The sequence below is a fragment of the Pseudoduganella sp. S-14 genome, assembly GCF_049913285.1.
Classification (GTDB): Bacteria; Pseudomonadota; Gammaproteobacteria; order Burkholderiales; family Burkholderiaceae_D; genus Rugamonas.
Genome location: NZ_CP183991.1, coordinates 4,571,016 through 4,586,192 on the forward strand (window position 1 = coordinate 4,571,016; position 15,177 = coordinate 4,586,192).

A 15,177-nucleotide genomic window follows, 5' to 3' on the forward strand; every position below is an offset into this window, starting at 1 on the left:
GATTTATCTCTTTTTATGCACTGCAGAATGTCTCTTACTTCCAGCTCACCTTGCCCAGTCCATCCACACTGACGTTGCGGGTGGTGGGCTTGCCGTACACGGTCACGGAACCCAGTCCGCTCAGATTCAGGTTGGCGTTGTTGGACGCATTGATGGTTGCATTACCCAGGCCGCTCAAATCCAGGCTCACGTCTTCCGCCTTGAACTGCTGCGCATTCAGGCCACCCAGGCCGCCCAGCGTTGCCTTCAGATTCTTGCTACGGCCACCGATGGTGATGTAGCCCGCGCCCTGCAGGTCGAGGTCGACGTTCTCGTTCTCCGTCACCCACACATGCATGCTGCCCACGCCGCCCAGGTTGGCCTTCAGCCTCTTGTAGTCGCAAACCACCTTCATGCTGCCCGCCCCATCCAGGGTCAGGTCGATATTTTCACCACTGAAGCCGCTGACTTCCGTGCTGCCCACGCCCTCCGATACCAGTTCACGCAACTGCGGCAGCACCAGCTCCACCTTCACCGCCGAGGACTTCAGCTTGACGCCGCGGCTCTCGGTATCGAGATAAAGCGTATCGCCGGTCTGCACTGCCGTTACCTTGTTGACGTAACGCTTGTCGGTGGTGATATTGAGCGCCGGGGTGTCGCCGCGGCGCAGCTTGAGGTCGATTACGCCGTCGAGCTTGACGCGCACCACGCGCGCATCGATGGCCCGCGTTTCCGTCGTCGTGTCGTCGGCCCGGGCCAGGCCCAGGAACAGACACAGCGCGGTAAACAGCAAGCCAAACTGGAATGGTTTCTTCATTTTCTATCCTTGGTAAGTCATCAGCGCGCTATCACAGATTGGCTGCCGCGAGGACAAAAGGCAGCTCGGGGATCGCACTGGTAGCAACGATGGTTGCCATATTAATACCACCAAGGAGCAAAAGGGCGGCCAGGAAGATGGCTTCCATGTTTTTAGCGATTCTCATTTTGCGCTCTCCATCATGACTGTTTTTTGATGATTTCATCATATCGGCGGGCCCGCCCAGCGTCCCGCCATATGCGACGAAATGCAAAAAACAGGGAACAGGCGGATAATCCGCCTGCCATTTCGACATTCCAGAGGGAAATAAGATGATTAAGAAGATCCCGATCCTGGCCGCCCCTGCCCTGGCCGCTGCCCTGCTCTCCTCCCAAGCATCGGCAGCGCCCGACCTGACCGCGGCCCACAAGCTCTACCAGGCAAACTGCGCCCAATGCCACGGCAAGTACCTGGAAGGCGCCGCCGGCCCCAACCTGTCCGACGCTAGCTGGCTGCACGGCCAGCCGACCAGGGCCAACCTGCTGCGCGTGATCGGCAAAGGCGTCGTCGACAAAGGCATGCCGGCCTGGGACAAGCAACTGAACGGCGTGCAGCTCAATCAGTTGGCCGAATACCTGCTGCCGGCCAACGCTGCCGCCCGCAAGGCCGTTGCCGGAAAAGGCGCGGCTCCCGCCGCAGCCCCGGCTGCCGCGGCAAACACCAGCCTGGCCGCGCTCAAACTGCCCAAGGGCTTCCAGATCGCGGTCTATGCCGACAATGTGCAGGGCGCACGCGAACTGGCCGTGACCGACAGCGGCCTGGTCTTCGTTGGCTCGAACAAGGCCGGCAAGGTCTACGCTCTGCTCGATGCCAACAAGGACGGCGTGGCCGAGAAAGTCGTCACCGTTGCCGAAGGCCTGGACCATCCCAACGGCGTCGCGCTGCTGAACGGTGCGCTGTATGTCGGTGAGATCTCGCGCATCATCAAGTTCGACGACATCGAGAAAAACTACGCCAGCAAGCCGACCTACAAGGTCATCAAGAATGACCTGCCAAAGGAGACCTGGCACGGCGCCAAATACATCAAGGCTGGCCCGGACGGCAAGCTGTACGTCCCGATCGGCGCACCCTGCAATGTCTGCGACAAGGAAGACGAGGCATATTCGAAGATCTGGCGCATGAATCCGGACGGCAGCAACTGGGAGCTGTACGCGCGCGGCGTGCGCAACACGGTCGGCTTCACCTGGCACCCGGTCACGAAGGAATTGTGGTTTACCGATAACGGCCGCGATGAAATGGGCGAGAACATGCCGTCCTGCGAATTGAACGTTGCGCCGAAAGCCGGCATGCATTTCGGCTTCCCTTACTGCCACGGCGGCGTGCTGCCCGATCCGCAATTCGGCAAGGGCAAAAGCTGCGACGCCTACGTCCCGCCAGTTGCGGCACTCGGCCCGCACGTGGCGCCGCTCGGCCTGGCCTTCTATACGGGCGCCCAGTTCCCCGAGCAGTACCGCAACCAGTTGCTCATCGCGGAGCACGGCTCATGGAACCGGGCCAACAAGATCGGCTACCAGGTGCGCCTGGTCACCCTGCATGGCAACAAGCTGGTAAGCGATACCGCCTTCATCGACGGCTTCCTGCAGAACGAGGAAGTGAGCGGCCGCCCGGTCGATATCGCAATGATGCCGGATGGTTCGATACTCGTTTCCGACGACCACGCACACAAGGTGTATCGCGTTACCTACCAACGCTGATGGGGCATATGCACAGGGTATCGCCATAGTCGCTTTCATCAAAATATTGAACTTCCGTCGGCCACTGCCAGGGCTATATTGAAAGGTGCCAGGCAACAATTTGACCTGGCACCCTTGGTCCACGAATGGAGGCAGTCATGAAGCGATACTTCGCCGCCGCTGGGCTACTTGTCCTCGCTGCAAGCGCAGCAGCACAAAGCAGCACCGGCGCTGACCAATCGGTGGTTGTGCCCGCGCAGAAGCAAATGGATTTGGAACGCAAGCTCATCTCACCGCAAGAGTTCTACCAATACCAGGGCGCCTACGCCCTGTCCAACGGCCAGACCCTGACCCTGTCGCGTACTGCAATGCATATCTACGCGCAAGTTGGCCAACAGCCGCGGCGGCAAATCCTGTGGCAAGGCGACGGCAAGTTCATTGCGGCCGACGGCAGCATGGATATGAACATCGTCTGGATCAACGACGATACCGCCACCGGTGAACTGAACTTTTCTCCCAGCATGGCCGAGCGAAAGCCGGTCCACGCCACCCTCTCAATAGCCTCGCGTTAAACGCGAGCGAAAGCCTGCGCGCCGCGGCCACGAACCAGGGTGACGCAGGGATGGCAAGTCGCCCGAATGGGCGCTATATTGAAAGAGCCAGGCAATTCTAGAGTCCTGGCCACACCAAAAACTGGAGGCAATCATGAAGCGGTTAGTGGCAACCGGCTGCCTGTTCGCGCTCGCCCTTTCGGCGTACGCACAGAGCACCGAACAAAAAGTTTTGATCCCCGCCTCGAAAGAGGTTAATCGTACCTACATGTCGCCCGACGAATTCGGCAAATACAAAGGCGCATACGAACTTTCCAACGGCAAGACGCTCTACCTGATTCGCAAGGCCACACGCATGTATGCGCGAGTCGACGAACAGGGCGAACACGAAATCACCCGCTCCGGCAACGGGCAATTCCTGGCGCTCGATGGCAAGATGTGGATGGAGCTGGTGTGGGACAACGGCAATTCCGTCAGCGGCAGCTTGAACTATGTCGACGAATCGCCCTCGGTGGCGGGCCTTGAACCCAAGGTCATCAGCATCCGGTTTGCATCGCGCTGACGCCATGGGAGGCTATCGTGAAACGCCTATTGCTCGCGTTCGGCCTGGGCTTCTTCGCTTTTAGCCTTCCTGCCCAAAGCCAGACTTCGGTCGAAACAGTTGTGGTGCCTGCCCAGAAGGACGTGAAGCCGCTTACTTTGTGGCCCGACGAAATCCTTGAATATATTGGCGACTACCAGCTCGCCAACGGCAAGACCTTGTTCCTCACCAGGCAAGGCGCCAGGATGTTCGGTCAGATTGGCTCGCTACCAAAGCACGAAATGATCGCCACAGGCTTGCGCAAGTTCAGCGCGGTGGACGGCCAGCTTTCCGTCCACATCAAATACACCTGGGACGGCCAGATCACCGGCAACGTCGCTTATGTCGATAGCAGCCGCGGCGCCGGCCTGTTGCCGGTGCTGGTGGAATTCGCCTCACGATAGAAAGCGCCGGGGCTATGTCAGTGGCAGCATAGCTTATCAAGATGAGGACCTGCCAGATAAACCGCTGGCCTATGCCTCCCTCATGACGCGCTAGCCGCGGGCACGTCCGGGCCGCCAGCAGGAACTGCGCTGGCGGCCTCTTTTTACTGGCGCAGTGCGGTCTCGTCTGCGCCGGGCTGGCGCACCAGCAGGCTGTGGACCGTGCCATCCGCACCACGCTGGAACTCCAGGCTCGCCAGCGATCCCTCCATGAAGAAGCTGTCCGGCGCGTGCGCCATGATCGGCACCGCATCGCGTCCTTCCCTCTGCATGACCAGCTTGTCGCCATCGCGTCGCACCACGCGCTTGACCTTGTCACGGCTGACGTAAGTGCCGACGAAGGCCTCCAGCGCCTGCGGCGCCAGCGCGATCGGCTTGAAATCGGCGAACGGCTGCCCGATCGCGATGCCTGCAGCCTTGTAGGCGATCACCGGCGTGTTCACTGCACCGCCGTTGCCGTTGGTGAGCACCGCCACGAACACCTTGTCGTCCGGCAGGCGCAGCGCCTGTGCGGTAAAGCCCGGGATGGAGCCGCCATGATGGATCATCTTGTGGCCCGCAAGGGTGCCGATATTCCAGCCGTAGCCGTAGTTACAGGGTGCACCCTGTGGCAAGCGGCATGACGTGAAAGCCTGGCGCCAGGTGGCTGGCTTGAGCAGTTTTCCGCTGCTGACGGCCGCGTCCCAGCGCGCCATGTCGTCCACCGTGCTCACCAGCGCCCCCGCCGAATAAGCCAGGGTTACGTCGATATCCTTCACCGGCACGATCTCCATCGCGTCCAGGCGATGGCCCTTGATGTGGCGCTTGGCACTGCGTTCGAAACCCTCGTGTGCCGTATCCTGCATCCCAAGCGAATCAAAGATGTTTTTCGCGATAAAGTCGTGATACTTTGTGCCGGACAGTTTTGCGATGATGAGGCCCAGCAGGAAATAGCCTGAATTGCTGTAGCTGTAGCGTTCGCCCGGCGCGAAGTCGAGCGGCTCCTTGGCGAACACATCGAACACCTGCTCGAGGGTCACGCCTTCATCGGGCAGGCCGCGGAAGCCTTTCAGCGCGGTGTAATTCGGAATGCCGGACGTGTGCTGCAGCAAATGTTCAATCGTGATGATCCTTCCCTTGTCGGGGAAGTCCGGAAGGTACTTGCGCACGTCGTCCTGCAACGAGAGCTTGCCCTGCTCCGCCAGCATCAGGATACCGACCGCCGTGAACTGCTTGGTGATGGAGCCTATGCGCAGTTGCATGTCCGGCTGCATCGGCGTGTTTTCAGCCACATTGGCCAGGCCGTAAGCCTTGCGGAAAACCGGCCTGCCGTCGCGCGTGACGATGACCGTGGCGCCCGGCCAGCCCGGCTTGAACATTGGCGCCAGCACGGCGTCAAGGCGCTGCTCGAGCGGCGTTTCTGCCATCGCGCAGGCGGCTTGCAGAAGGGAGAGTGATGCAAAGATAATTGCGGGTAGTTTCGTCACGGCGTGGCCTCCTCAAAAACCTGGATGCTAATAAGGGCCAGTCCTGCGCAGTTGGCCGCGCCGACGAATGGTCGATTCCGTGGGACGAACGGTCGCTTCCGGGGCACGAATTTCAGCCCCCCTTGCGTTTCGGCGCCTTATGCTCCCAAGCCTGTTTCACAAGGCGCTTGACTACCGACGCATCGGCCTTCGCCAGTTCGACCCGCACGCCCAGCACCTTGCTGCCCCAAAGCAGCTTCTCGGCAAAGGAGGAATACAGCGCCAGCACTTCATCACGCTTTTCGTCGGGAATGAAGATGTGGACAAATTCCTCTCCCGGTGGAACGGTGACGAAGATCTTCCCTTTCACCCGGAACGAGCCAAAGTTGTGGTGTGGCTCGTCACTGACATCGGGCAGCGACATGGCGTAAGTACGGACCGTTGAGAATTTCACTTGGCCGCCGGCTTCATGATTTGCGAGTGGACCTGGTTCACCATCATCAGGCCCGCCGAACCGAAGTGCGTGTGATATTCCGCCACCATCTCGCCTTTGATGATCACAGGATCGGTGGCCACCAGCGCCCTGGCCTCGTCAATGCTGTCAACGGCGAAAATAAAGATGCCCCGCGCGCCATCGACGCCATCGAGCGGGCCGGCATAAGCCAACTTGCGCTCATTGGCCAGGCGCTGGATATTTGCCATATGGCCGGCGAACATCTCAGTTCGCTCCTGCCCCGCCGGCACCTTGTTTGGGCCCGTGCGCAGCACCACGAACACATACTTGCGCATGCCGTTCTCATTCCCGCCCAAGGACTTCGCCAGTTCGGCATCGTATGCTGGCGTCGCCTGCGCCTGCGCCGAACTCGCCAGCATGACCAGGAGAATCGCTGCCAGAGTCGCCTTCATTGCCCCGCCCTCATTTCCAGCGTGTACCATCACACCCTCCATCCGATCTTCGCAAAATATACTCCAGCTACCCTACTCAGCGCCGCATGCCCAGCCAGGTCAGCGATTTACTCTTCGATCGCTTCAATGCCTTGCTCCTTGAGTTTCTCAAGGTGATCGAGCATTTCACGAAGCCTCTCTGGCGGATGGCCAGTCCACTCCGCCACTTCACCGACGATGCGCAGCGGTTCGCGCGAACGATATGACTTGGTAGGGTTGCCGGGGAAGCGCTTGTTTGTCAGGTTTGGGTCATCTTCGATCGGACCTGTCGGCTCCACGATGTAAATCCTGCCCCGTCCCTCGCCGACGGCCAACTCGGCGCCCCAGGTTGCCGCTTCCAGGGTCGCGGTGAGATAGACGAAATTAGCCTGCCGCCTGGTCCCATAGTTGGAAGAAAAGCCGCGCTCAATGAGCTCGCCAATCTGCAAGTCAGCCTTGGTACCATGATAGAAAGGTCCCTCGATCACAATATCACCTTCAACTTCCGGCCACCGCTGATTGCAAAGCCTTCGCGCTCGTAGAATGCGAGCGTCCTGTCGAACTGGGGTAATGGTGGCGTCGTCACCTCCAGCCGCTTCCAACCGCGCGAACGGCCGAGAGCCTTTGCCTTGGAAAGTAATTGCAAACCCAGCTCCTTCGAACGATAGGCCGGGCGAACATAGAACTCGGGAATCGTGCCGAACGCACCTTCCGCATACAACGCATAGCTCTCGTAAAGCGCCACGAATCCGGCGGCACGATCGCCATCAAAGGCGGCAAAGACAAAGTACTTCTCTTGTGAGAGGAAAGTCCCCATCCTCTCGATTGTCACCGCCAGGTCGAAATTGAACGCCTGCTCGCCAATGGCCGCCATGATTTCAGCAAGCAGCTCACCGACCATTTCGGCGACTTGAGGAACGTCTTGAACAGTAACAGCACGAATGATCATCATTTATAGCGGAATTCGCGGATAGTTTTTTTCATTGCACAGGTTCCGAATTCCATTCCAGAATATGTTCAGGCAGGCTGAAAAATCCGTATCCCGTTCGACTGTCGCATGGCGCCCTTTGGTCACAGCTCGTATCGTTCCATGAGCGCCTCGTGACGGTGAACGTCCGACCCGGCGGCTTCGGCAAGGCCTGTCCAGCACAGGGGATGTTCGAAGGCGGCGGTCAGTTCGCGCAGCGTTTCGTCGATTACGCCAGCAGCGGTACCAACGGGAGCGGCAACGAGGAAATACACGCCAGGATGCTCGATTTCGGCTTCTGTGTCGAACACTTTGTAATCCGCCTCACTATGCACGACCCATTTCCAGCCCCGCGCCGAAAACGCGTCGGTGAGAGCCTTCAATGCGGACTCGCCTGGATGCACGCCATCGACCAGGTAGCTGGTACCGAAACTACTTTGCTCAATGACTTTAACGACCTTGTAGAGTTGCACGAACTGGCTGTCCTTTTCCTCCCCTTCCGGCCGGTCCTCCAATGGCTGCGGATCGAATACCACCAGCTGGCCAAACGTCTGTCTCCGCCTGGAGCCCGATAGCGAGACAATGCGCGCCGTGACGGGCCCAGTCCGGTGAGCGTAACGTTCAATCCCCTCGCCGTCGTCTTCGTACTGCACCCGCACGACGCCCCACTTCTCCTCGATCGGGCCCTCGCCCGCCTCGAATTCCATGCCAAGTGCCGCGCCCAACGCACGCACCCGATCCCATCGACCCAATGCGCTAGCGGCGACGATCGCTTCCCAATATGTGTTGCCGGTGGCGCCATCTTCCTCGATCGATTGTTCGAACAGCGCAAGCGCCTGCTCGAAATCCCCCATGCGCATGCAAGCATATGACCACAGGGCTCGCGCCTGGCCGTTGCCAGGCTCCAGTTCCAGCACCAGCCCGGCATTGCTGCCGACCTCACTCCAGCGCTCGCCCTTGAACGCAAAACGGGCAAGGCACAAATGGGCCCGGACGGGATCGGATTCGCGCAACATACCAGCCAGGGCCTGCACGCCGGCTTCGTCACGAACCTCGACCAGCACCGATTCCAGTTCTTCCACAACGGCATCAGAGCGAGGATTCGCTCGCAGGAAGGACCACAGGTACGCACGGGCAGCCTCCATTCCGCCGCAGGCACGCATGGCGCACGATGTGAGCACGGCCAGGCCGGCGTCCGACGGCAGGCTGGCGGCACCCGCTAGCAGCAGCTCGAGGTCCTGCTCCGCATCCCGGGATTCAATTTGCCGGATGTAATCAGCCAACTCGCTCGCCGGGACAGGCAACTCGCGTACAGCAGGCATGGCGGCCACCATTGCCTCCAGTTCAGAAAATGCCTCCGGAGCGCCCAATGGCTGCTTCAGTTTCCCAAGATGGGGGCGCGCCAGCTCGAGCATTTGCGTTGCCGACCAGCGTGCACCGCGGGCGACCGCCAGCCGCACGTGCGGCGCCAGTGCATCCAGCGTGAGGCGATGCGAACCGGATGCGCTGTAGCGGCGCACGGCGGCCGCAGTGCGCCGGCCAACCAGGTAGTCATTGCGGCCCGGGGCCTTCTGCAGCAGGACTTCGAGGCCAACCGACAGGTCCAGGCATTCGCCAAACTCTCGCCCCTTTTCTTCCGGCGGCAACATCGCCCATGCATCTTCGGATCGTCCGAGCAGCGCAAGCAGCCGGAAACGCATGCAGGAACGGGCGTAGCGTTTGGGCGGGTTATCGCTGTCAAACCCTTGCTCTTCGATGTAGTCCAGGGTCGCCAGCGCCGTTTCGTACTGGCCAGCGGCGAACTGCGCCTGTGCCAGCGGCTCGAACCAGTCAACGCTTTGATCGGCGCCAGTCTCCTGCAGCTGAGGCAACTGCCGTTCTGCAAACGCCAACGCCTCCTCCGGCTTTGCGGCATCCACCAGCGCATTCATCATCTCGCTGCTGATGCAACGGAAACACCCCCAGCTGCTGTCAATGCGGGCCAGGGTATCCTCGCACACCGCGATGCGGTCATTTGCATAGCCGGCGCCGTCCACGTTCGCGTAGCAGCAGGCGATGTCCTGCGTGGTGCAGACGCTTTGCGGGCAATCGACGGTTTCCGGCCGGTGCGCGAATTCGAATAGCGACACCGTGTCTTTCAGGGCCGCCTCGCCTTCCCTTCGCGTGCAGACGCGTGGATTGATCGTCCAATGGCGGAAGTACACCTCCAGCCATGGCAGGCGCGCTGCCCGTGCGGCCGCCAGCGCTTCCGGCAGCGCAGCTTGCGCGAGTTCGAGCCTTCCCTCGCTCGCGTTGCTCGGGATCTCGTTGATGAGCTCCGCCAGGCGGTAGTTGCCGGCCTCCTCGAGGTCGCGCTGCGTGTCGAAAACCCACTTCCAGATATCCATTTGATTCCTTGTTATTCAGTTGTTGCTTGAGACCGGGTCAAGACCTGCACAAGCTGGCTGATGTCATGCAAGGCGCCGGTCAGGCCTTCCGTTGCAGGGAGCTTGCTCGTGTCGCCAGCCATCATGACGATCTTCATCGAGCGCAGCAGCTTCAGCGCATGCAGGCAGCCGGCTGTTTCACCCTGCTCGCGATAAGCGTTCAGCAGGCTGGTAATGGCCGGGTTTTCGAGGTTGATGTACAGCCGGGCCTTGATCTCGCCGTCAATATTGCTGGTGAACTGGCGCACCAGTTGCAGCGCCGATTGGGCGATGCGCTGGTCTAACTCGTCCGACTCCAGCCTTTCCTTCAATTCGGCATCGCGATCTGGGACAACAACCAGCGGCAGGTGCGCGGGCATGAAGCGTGCAGGCACCAGCAGTTCACCGTTGCCCAGGTGCCGTTTCAGCCACTCGGTGTGTTGGTCCGACAGCTCGGCCTCGGCAAACAGCTGCCGGTTGCCTCTTTCGGTGCCGATTTCAACCAGCTTCCCGCCACACTGCTGTGCCCAGCGGCGCAGGAAACTGTGTACGGCGTAGCGATCGCCTTTCACCACCGGGATATGCATGGCCCGGCACACCATGTCTTCGAAACCGCCGCTGTCGGCCAGGCTGACGTGGATCGGGCCATGCCCCTGCAGCTCCGACAAGGACAGGTCGCCACGCGACGTTGGAATACGCACTGCGTCCAGCAACAAGCTGAACAAATCATCATTGCAAAGTGCCGCCGCCATCAGTGCCTCATTGTGACGGGTCAGAATGCGGCGCCATGCCGCCGGCTGTCCGGCCGCGATTTCGGCCAGCCCCTTCACCAGCGAATCGAGCAGGTCGGCCTGGGCGAATCCGTAATGGGCGTCGCGCTGCAGGTCTTCGCGGCTCGCAGTTGGCGTAAGATCCTGCGACTCGATGACACCGCCAACAAAGCCCGCCCAGCGCGGCAGCAGGTCGCGGGCATCATCGTCAAGAAGCATGCCGCGCACGAATACCTTCAGGTTGCGGTTGTCGCTGCTGCTGTAAGTCGCGCCGTCCTGGATCCAGAGAATGCCGCGCACATCGCTGGCGGAGGTCTTCACCGGAATCGTGCAAATGGGTTCGAATTGCTGCTCGAACCGGGCCGCAAAGGCCAGGCTGCGCTTGCGCTGCTGCAGCGGGTGCTCCACGACATTGCCCTCCGCCTGGCGCCATGGCGGTGTAATTTCGTTGATGCGGACATCGCCGCAATAAACAGGTTCCGGGAGCAAGGCGCAGTAATGCCCCAGCAAGCGTTCCAGGCTTGACGCGCTGGCCAGGTAGCGGTGCGCCGGGCGCAGCTTCAGTTCAATGCAGGTGCCGACCAGGCCGTCGTTCGGCACCGGTTCGACCGTGTAGGACTCTCCATTGTGCGACTGGTAGCGCCAGGTCCGGCCGGGCTCCTGGTAAGAGGTGGTCGTGACCGTGACCTGCTCCGCCACCACGAAAGCAGACAGGAAACCCAGGCCGAACATGCCGATCAGGGCATCGCTTTGCGTGCGCAAGGTGCGCGTGTAGCCCGCGCCGACGGTGGCGAGAAACGCGTGGATTTCATGTTCCGACAAGCCGGAGCCGTTGTCGGTGATTCGCAGCACCCCATTGAGCTTGTCGCCGTCGAGCTTCAGCTTTCCGCTCTCCTGCCATCCGGGGCATTCGATGCGGCGGCGCGTGATGGAGTCGTGGGCATTCTGGATCAGCTCGCGCACCGCCACCAGCGGCGTCGAATAGAGGTGCTTGCCGAGGACGGACAGCAAGCCGCCAAGGTCCACGTTTGTTGCGTGTTGTTCTTTGATCATAGAAGAAGAAAAGGGCCGCCTATGCCAGCCCTTAAATCGTTTGAAACGTTGGCGCCTCGCAGAGGCCAGATCGTGAACATCATAGCTTGCGCAATGCAAGTAAAAACTCTCCAAATATCACGGGAATAATGTCATTGAACGTGGCGACTGCGAAATCCGTTATGCGTATGGTGCCCTGGTACCACGGCCACGGAGGCCATTCGCTGCACGCTAGACTGAAGTTCGTTCGTTTTCATTAATTCCCGATTAGAGCGCCCAGCGGCGATGCTCCAAGCAAGCGACCACGCCCCTGGTAGAATGAAGGGCTGGGGAGTTGTTCGTGCAGTACCTGAACTGCCCTCATACATTCCATGAGGCGTCGTGCGGGCATAGGGATATCGTCGGGGATAGGTTCAGCTTGCCCTTGCGAGACACCTGCTGTTACGTACGGCGCTGAGCAGCATGAAATGGAAGCGTCAACAGGAAGGAGCGTCCCGTGAAAATCACCGCCACGATCCGCAGTTCGGCGCAGGCACATGACGCGCAGGTCGCCACAAACAGCGTCTCGCAATCACTTTCAGTGCCGGCGAAACGTTCCGGCAAGGGATCAGCAGTCAACGGCAGCGAGTTCCTGATGCTGGCCCTGGCCACATGTTATTGCAACGACGTATACCGCGAGGCGGAACGACTGCATATCCCGGTCGATGCTGTTTTCGTTGAGGCCAGCGCCGATTTCCCAGGCCCCGGGCTCGCTGCTACCAACATCCGCTACCAGGCACGCATTGCGTCATCGGCCACGGACGATGTCATCGCGGACCTGTTACGCCAGACAGATGCCGTAGCCGAAGTTCACAACACGATCCGGTCTGGCGCGATGGTCGTGCTGGAGTAGATCCCGCCCCGCTTGGCGTGCCACGCATCCCTGCATCGCCTGCCATTGCCAGCTTGCGATTCGCAATGATTTAGCACGTTCGTGCTCGTTTTGATCCAGATCAAGGAAAGATCGCACTCCACTCCCTAAAGTGAAGCGCAACGTCCGATCCCGGCCGAAACCGATGGAACCCGCCATGCCAGATAGCTCCCCCGCCCCACGCACAGCCTATGAACAGCTGGACCAGCAGGTGCATGCCAGCCTGGCCAACGCCAGCTCCTCCTTGTCGATCGCATCCGCCTTGCTGGCGGCAACGGATTGGGCGCTGCACCTTGCCGTCTCGCCCGGCAAGTGCGCCGAACTGGGACAGCTTGCCCTGCGCCAGTCCTGCGCCTTGGCACGCTACACACTGGAAAGCGCGCGCGGTGACGCGCCGGCGCCGTTGGCAAGCGAACGGCGCTTTGCGGCGCCCGAGTGGCAGCAATGGCCGTTCAATACCTGGCACCAGGCCTTCCTGCAAACCGAACAATGGTGGAAGGCTGCCAGCAGCGATGTCTGGGGCGTATCGGAGCATCATCAGTCGCAAGTCGGCTTTGCCGCCCGCAACCTGCTCGATGTGTATTCGCCCGCCAACCAGTTCTGGACCAATCCGGAAGTACTGCGCGTCACCATCGAGCAGGGCGGCTGCAACCTGGCGCGCGGCGCCTGCCTGGCGCTGCGCGACTGGCAACAGGCATTGGCGCAGCGCCAGGCTGCCCCCTCCGGCCCGCACCAGCAAGTAGGACTGGACCTCGCGAACACGCCGGGCAAGGTAGTACTGCGTAATGACCTGATCGAATTGCTGCAATACGCGCCCGCCGGCGAACAGGTATATGCCGAGCCGGTGCTGCTGGTGCCGGCATGGATCATGAAGTATTACATCCTTGACCTGACGGCCCAATCCTCGCTGGTGCGCTACCTGGTCGAACATGGCCACACAGTGTTCTGCATTTCCTGGCGCAACCCTGGTCCCGCACAAAGCGAACTGGATATGGACGACTACCTTGAGCAAGGCTGGTTCGCGGCGCTGGGTAAGGTCGGCGACATCATGCCGGGCCAGCGCGTGCATGCGGGCGGCTACTGCCTGGGCGGCACGCTGCTCGCCATTGCCGCTGCTGCCATGGCGCGCGAGCAGGACCAGCGGCTGGCTTCCCTGACCTTGCTGACCGCCCAGACCGACTTCACGGAGCCGGGCGAATTGGGCCTGTTCATCGACGACAGCCAGCTTGGCGTGCTGGAAGCGCAAATGCAGCAACGCGGCGTGCTGCGTGCGGAACAAATGGCGGGCGCTTTCCAGCTGCTGCGCGCCAACGACTTGCTGTGGTCGCGCATGGTGCGCCGCTACCTGCTCGGCGAGGAAGAATTCCCCAATGACCTGATGGCCTGGAACGCGGACGCCACCCGCATGCCGGCGCGCATGCATTCGCAATACCTGCGCCGCCTGTTCCTCGACAACGACCTGGCCGCCGGCCGCTATTTCGTACAAGGCAAGCCGGTTGCGCTGGGCGACGTCGTGCTGCCGGCATTCATGGTGGCCACCCAGTCCGACCACGTGGCGCCATGGCGTTCGGTCTACAAATTCCACGCGCTGAGCCGCGGTGAAATCACTTTCGTGCTGTGCAGCGGCGGGCATAACACCGGCATCGTGAGCCCACCCGGTTCGCCGCATCGCCAATACCAGATCCATACCCATGCAGCCAGCGCGCACCACCTGTCGCCGGACGAATGGCTGGCCGTGGCGCGCCTGGAGCAAGGCTCGTGGTGGCCCGCCTGGCAAAGCTGGCTGGCCGCGCGTTCGGGGCCGCGCGTAGCGCCGCCGGCGCTGGCTCCAGCTGGAGCAGATGCTCCCGGCAACTACGTGATGGAGAAATAAGATGCGCCTTTCACTGGACGGAAAAAGAGGACTGGTGGTCGGCATCGCCAACCGCGACAGCATTGCCTGGGGCTGTGCACGCGCATTGCGTGAGGCCGGGGCCACGCTGGCGATCACCTGGCTTAACGACAAGGCGCGGCCGCACGTCGAACCGCTGGCGCAGGAACTGGATGCGCCGCTCCGGCTGCCGCTCGACGTCGAACAACCGCAGCAGATGGAAGCCCTGTTCGATGCCATCGATTCGCAATGGGGCAAGCTCGACTTCGTCCTGCATTCGATCGCCTATGCGCCTGGCGCCGACCTGCAGGGACGCGTGGTGGACAGCTCGGCTGCCGGCTTTGCGCGCGCCATGGACATCTCCTGCCATTCATTCCTGCGCCTGGCGCGCCTGGCCGAACCGCTGATGAAAGATGGCGGCAGCCTGCTGACCATGAGCTACCTGGGGGCGGAGGAAGTGGTCGCCAGCTATGGCGTGATGGGGCCGGTCAAGGCTGCGCTGGAGTCGAGCGTGCGCTACCTGGCCTCGGAGCTGGGCCCGCGCGGCATCCGCGTCAATGCCGTGTCGCCCGGCCCGCTGGCTACCCGTGCCGCTTCCGGCATCCCGGGCTTTGACGCCTTGCTGGCGAACGCAGAGCGCCGCGCGCCGCTACATCACAAGGTCACGGTGGACGACGTCGGTGCGCTATGCGCCTTCCTGGTCAGCGATGCCGCGCGCGCCATCACCGGCGACACGCTGTACGTCGATGCCGGATACCACATCCTGGACTGA

16 protein-coding genes are annotated in these 15,177 nt (G+C 61.3%); 7 read left to right on the forward strand and 9 right to left on the reverse strand.

From position 1 onward, the window contains the following. Positions 1-34: 34 nt before the first annotated feature. Both ACN9MZ_RS20935 and ACN9MZ_RS20940 read right to left on the reverse strand, forming a co-directional pair. On the reverse strand, positions 35-796 hold the full coding sequence (locus tag ACN9MZ_RS20935; RefSeq protein WP_426338842.1) for a GIN domain-containing protein: 762 nt from the start codon (positions 794-796) through the stop codon (positions 35-37). Between the two features lie 31 nt (positions 797-827). Next, positions 828-1,091: a hypothetical protein gene (locus ACN9MZ_RS20940; RefSeq protein ID WP_426338843.1), complete on the reverse strand. Its 264-nt coding sequence runs from the start codon at positions 1,089-1,091 to the stop codon at positions 828-830. A gap of 16 nt (positions 1,092-1,107) precedes the next feature. On the opposite strand from ACN9MZ_RS20940, the gene ACN9MZ_RS20945 reads away from it, so the two are divergent. From ACN9MZ_RS20945 to ACN9MZ_RS20960, 4 genes are all read left to right on the forward strand, one after another. Next, positions 1,108-2,529, forward strand: a complete 1,422-nt coding sequence (locus tag ACN9MZ_RS20945) for a DUF7133 domain-containing protein (RefSeq protein WP_426338844.1) — start codon at positions 1,108-1,110, stop codon at positions 2,527-2,529. 137 nt (positions 2,530-2,666) lie between these two features. After that, the gene (locus tag ACN9MZ_RS20950; protein WP_426338845.1) at positions 2,667-3,080 is read left to right on the forward strand and encodes a hypothetical protein; all 414 of its coding nucleotides are present in this window, start codon (positions 2,667-2,669) and stop codon (positions 3,078-3,080) included. A 133-nt stretch (positions 3,081-3,213) separates the two neighbouring features. Continuing rightward, positions 3,214-3,621, forward strand: coding sequence for a hypothetical protein (locus tag ACN9MZ_RS20955; protein ID WP_426338846.1), 408 nt, complete (start codon positions 3,214-3,216; stop codon positions 3,619-3,621). A gap of 17 nt (positions 3,622-3,638) precedes the next feature. After that, the gene (locus ACN9MZ_RS20960; protein ID WP_426338847.1) at positions 3,639-4,043 is read left to right on the forward strand and encodes a hypothetical protein; all 405 of its coding nucleotides are present in this window, start codon (positions 3,639-3,641) and stop codon (positions 4,041-4,043) included. Positions 4,044-4,186: 143 nt separating this feature from the next. On the opposite strand, the gene ACN9MZ_RS20965 is transcribed toward ACN9MZ_RS20960, so the two are convergent. From ACN9MZ_RS20965 to ACN9MZ_RS20995, 7 genes are all read right to left on the reverse strand, one after another. Further along, positions 4,187-5,548 (reverse strand): serine hydrolase, encoded by a 1,362-nt coding sequence (locus ACN9MZ_RS20965; protein ID WP_426338848.1) that lies wholly within the window; start codon positions 5,546-5,548, stop codon positions 4,187-4,189. Positions 5,549-5,660: 112 nt separating this feature from the next. Then, on the reverse strand, positions 5,661-5,981 hold the full coding sequence (locus ACN9MZ_RS20970) for an MmcQ/YjbR family DNA-binding protein (RefSeq protein WP_426338849.1): 321 nt from the start codon (positions 5,979-5,981) through the stop codon (positions 5,661-5,663). After that, complete coding sequence (locus ACN9MZ_RS20975) at positions 5,978-6,433, reverse strand: YciI family protein (RefSeq protein ID WP_426338850.1); 456 nt, start codon at positions 6,431-6,433, stop codon at positions 5,978-5,980. The genes ACN9MZ_RS20970 and ACN9MZ_RS20975 overlap by 4 nt, the downstream gene beginning before the upstream one ends. A 107-nt stretch (positions 6,434-6,540) precedes the next feature. Further along, positions 6,541-6,939 (reverse strand): NAD(+)--rifampin ADP-ribosyltransferase, encoded by a 399-nt coding sequence (arr, locus tag ACN9MZ_RS20980; RefSeq protein ID WP_426338851.1) that lies wholly within the window; start codon positions 6,937-6,939, stop codon positions 6,541-6,543. Beyond that, positions 6,936-7,403, reverse strand: a complete 468-nt coding sequence (locus ACN9MZ_RS20985; RefSeq protein ID WP_426338852.1) for a GNAT family N-acetyltransferase — start codon at positions 7,401-7,403, stop codon at positions 6,936-6,938. The genes arr and ACN9MZ_RS20985 overlap by 4 nt, the downstream gene beginning before the upstream one ends. Positions 7,404-7,522: 119 nt before the next feature. After that, positions 7,523-9,805, reverse strand: a complete 2,283-nt coding sequence (locus ACN9MZ_RS20990) for a hypothetical protein (protein WP_426338853.1) — start codon at positions 9,803-9,805, stop codon at positions 7,523-7,525. Positions 9,806-9,816: 11 nt separating this feature from the next. Further along, positions 9,817-11,646 (reverse strand): ATP-binding protein, encoded by a 1,830-nt coding sequence (locus tag ACN9MZ_RS20995; protein WP_426338854.1) that lies wholly within the window; start codon positions 11,644-11,646, stop codon positions 9,817-9,819. Between the two features lie 475 nt (positions 11,647-12,121). Here ACN9MZ_RS20995 and ACN9MZ_RS21000 point away from each other — a divergent pair, with 475 nt between their 5' ends. From ACN9MZ_RS21000 to fabI, 3 genes are all read left to right on the forward strand, one after another. Beyond that, positions 12,122-12,517 carry an OsmC family protein gene (locus ACN9MZ_RS21000; protein WP_426338855.1) on the forward strand — a complete coding sequence of 132 codons (396 nt, stop codon included), beginning with the start codon at positions 12,122-12,124 and terminating at the stop codon, positions 12,515-12,517. A 175-nt stretch (positions 12,518-12,692) separates the two neighbouring features. Then, on the forward strand, positions 12,693-14,408 hold the full coding sequence (locus ACN9MZ_RS21005) for a PHA/PHB synthase family protein (protein ID WP_426338856.1): 1,716 nt from the start codon (positions 12,693-12,695) through the stop codon (positions 14,406-14,408). Between the two features lies 1 nt (position 14,409). Next, a complete protein-coding gene (gene fabI, locus ACN9MZ_RS21010) occupies positions 14,410-15,177 on the forward strand; it encodes an enoyl-ACP reductase FabI (RefSeq protein ID WP_426338857.1) in 768 nt (255 codons plus the stop codon).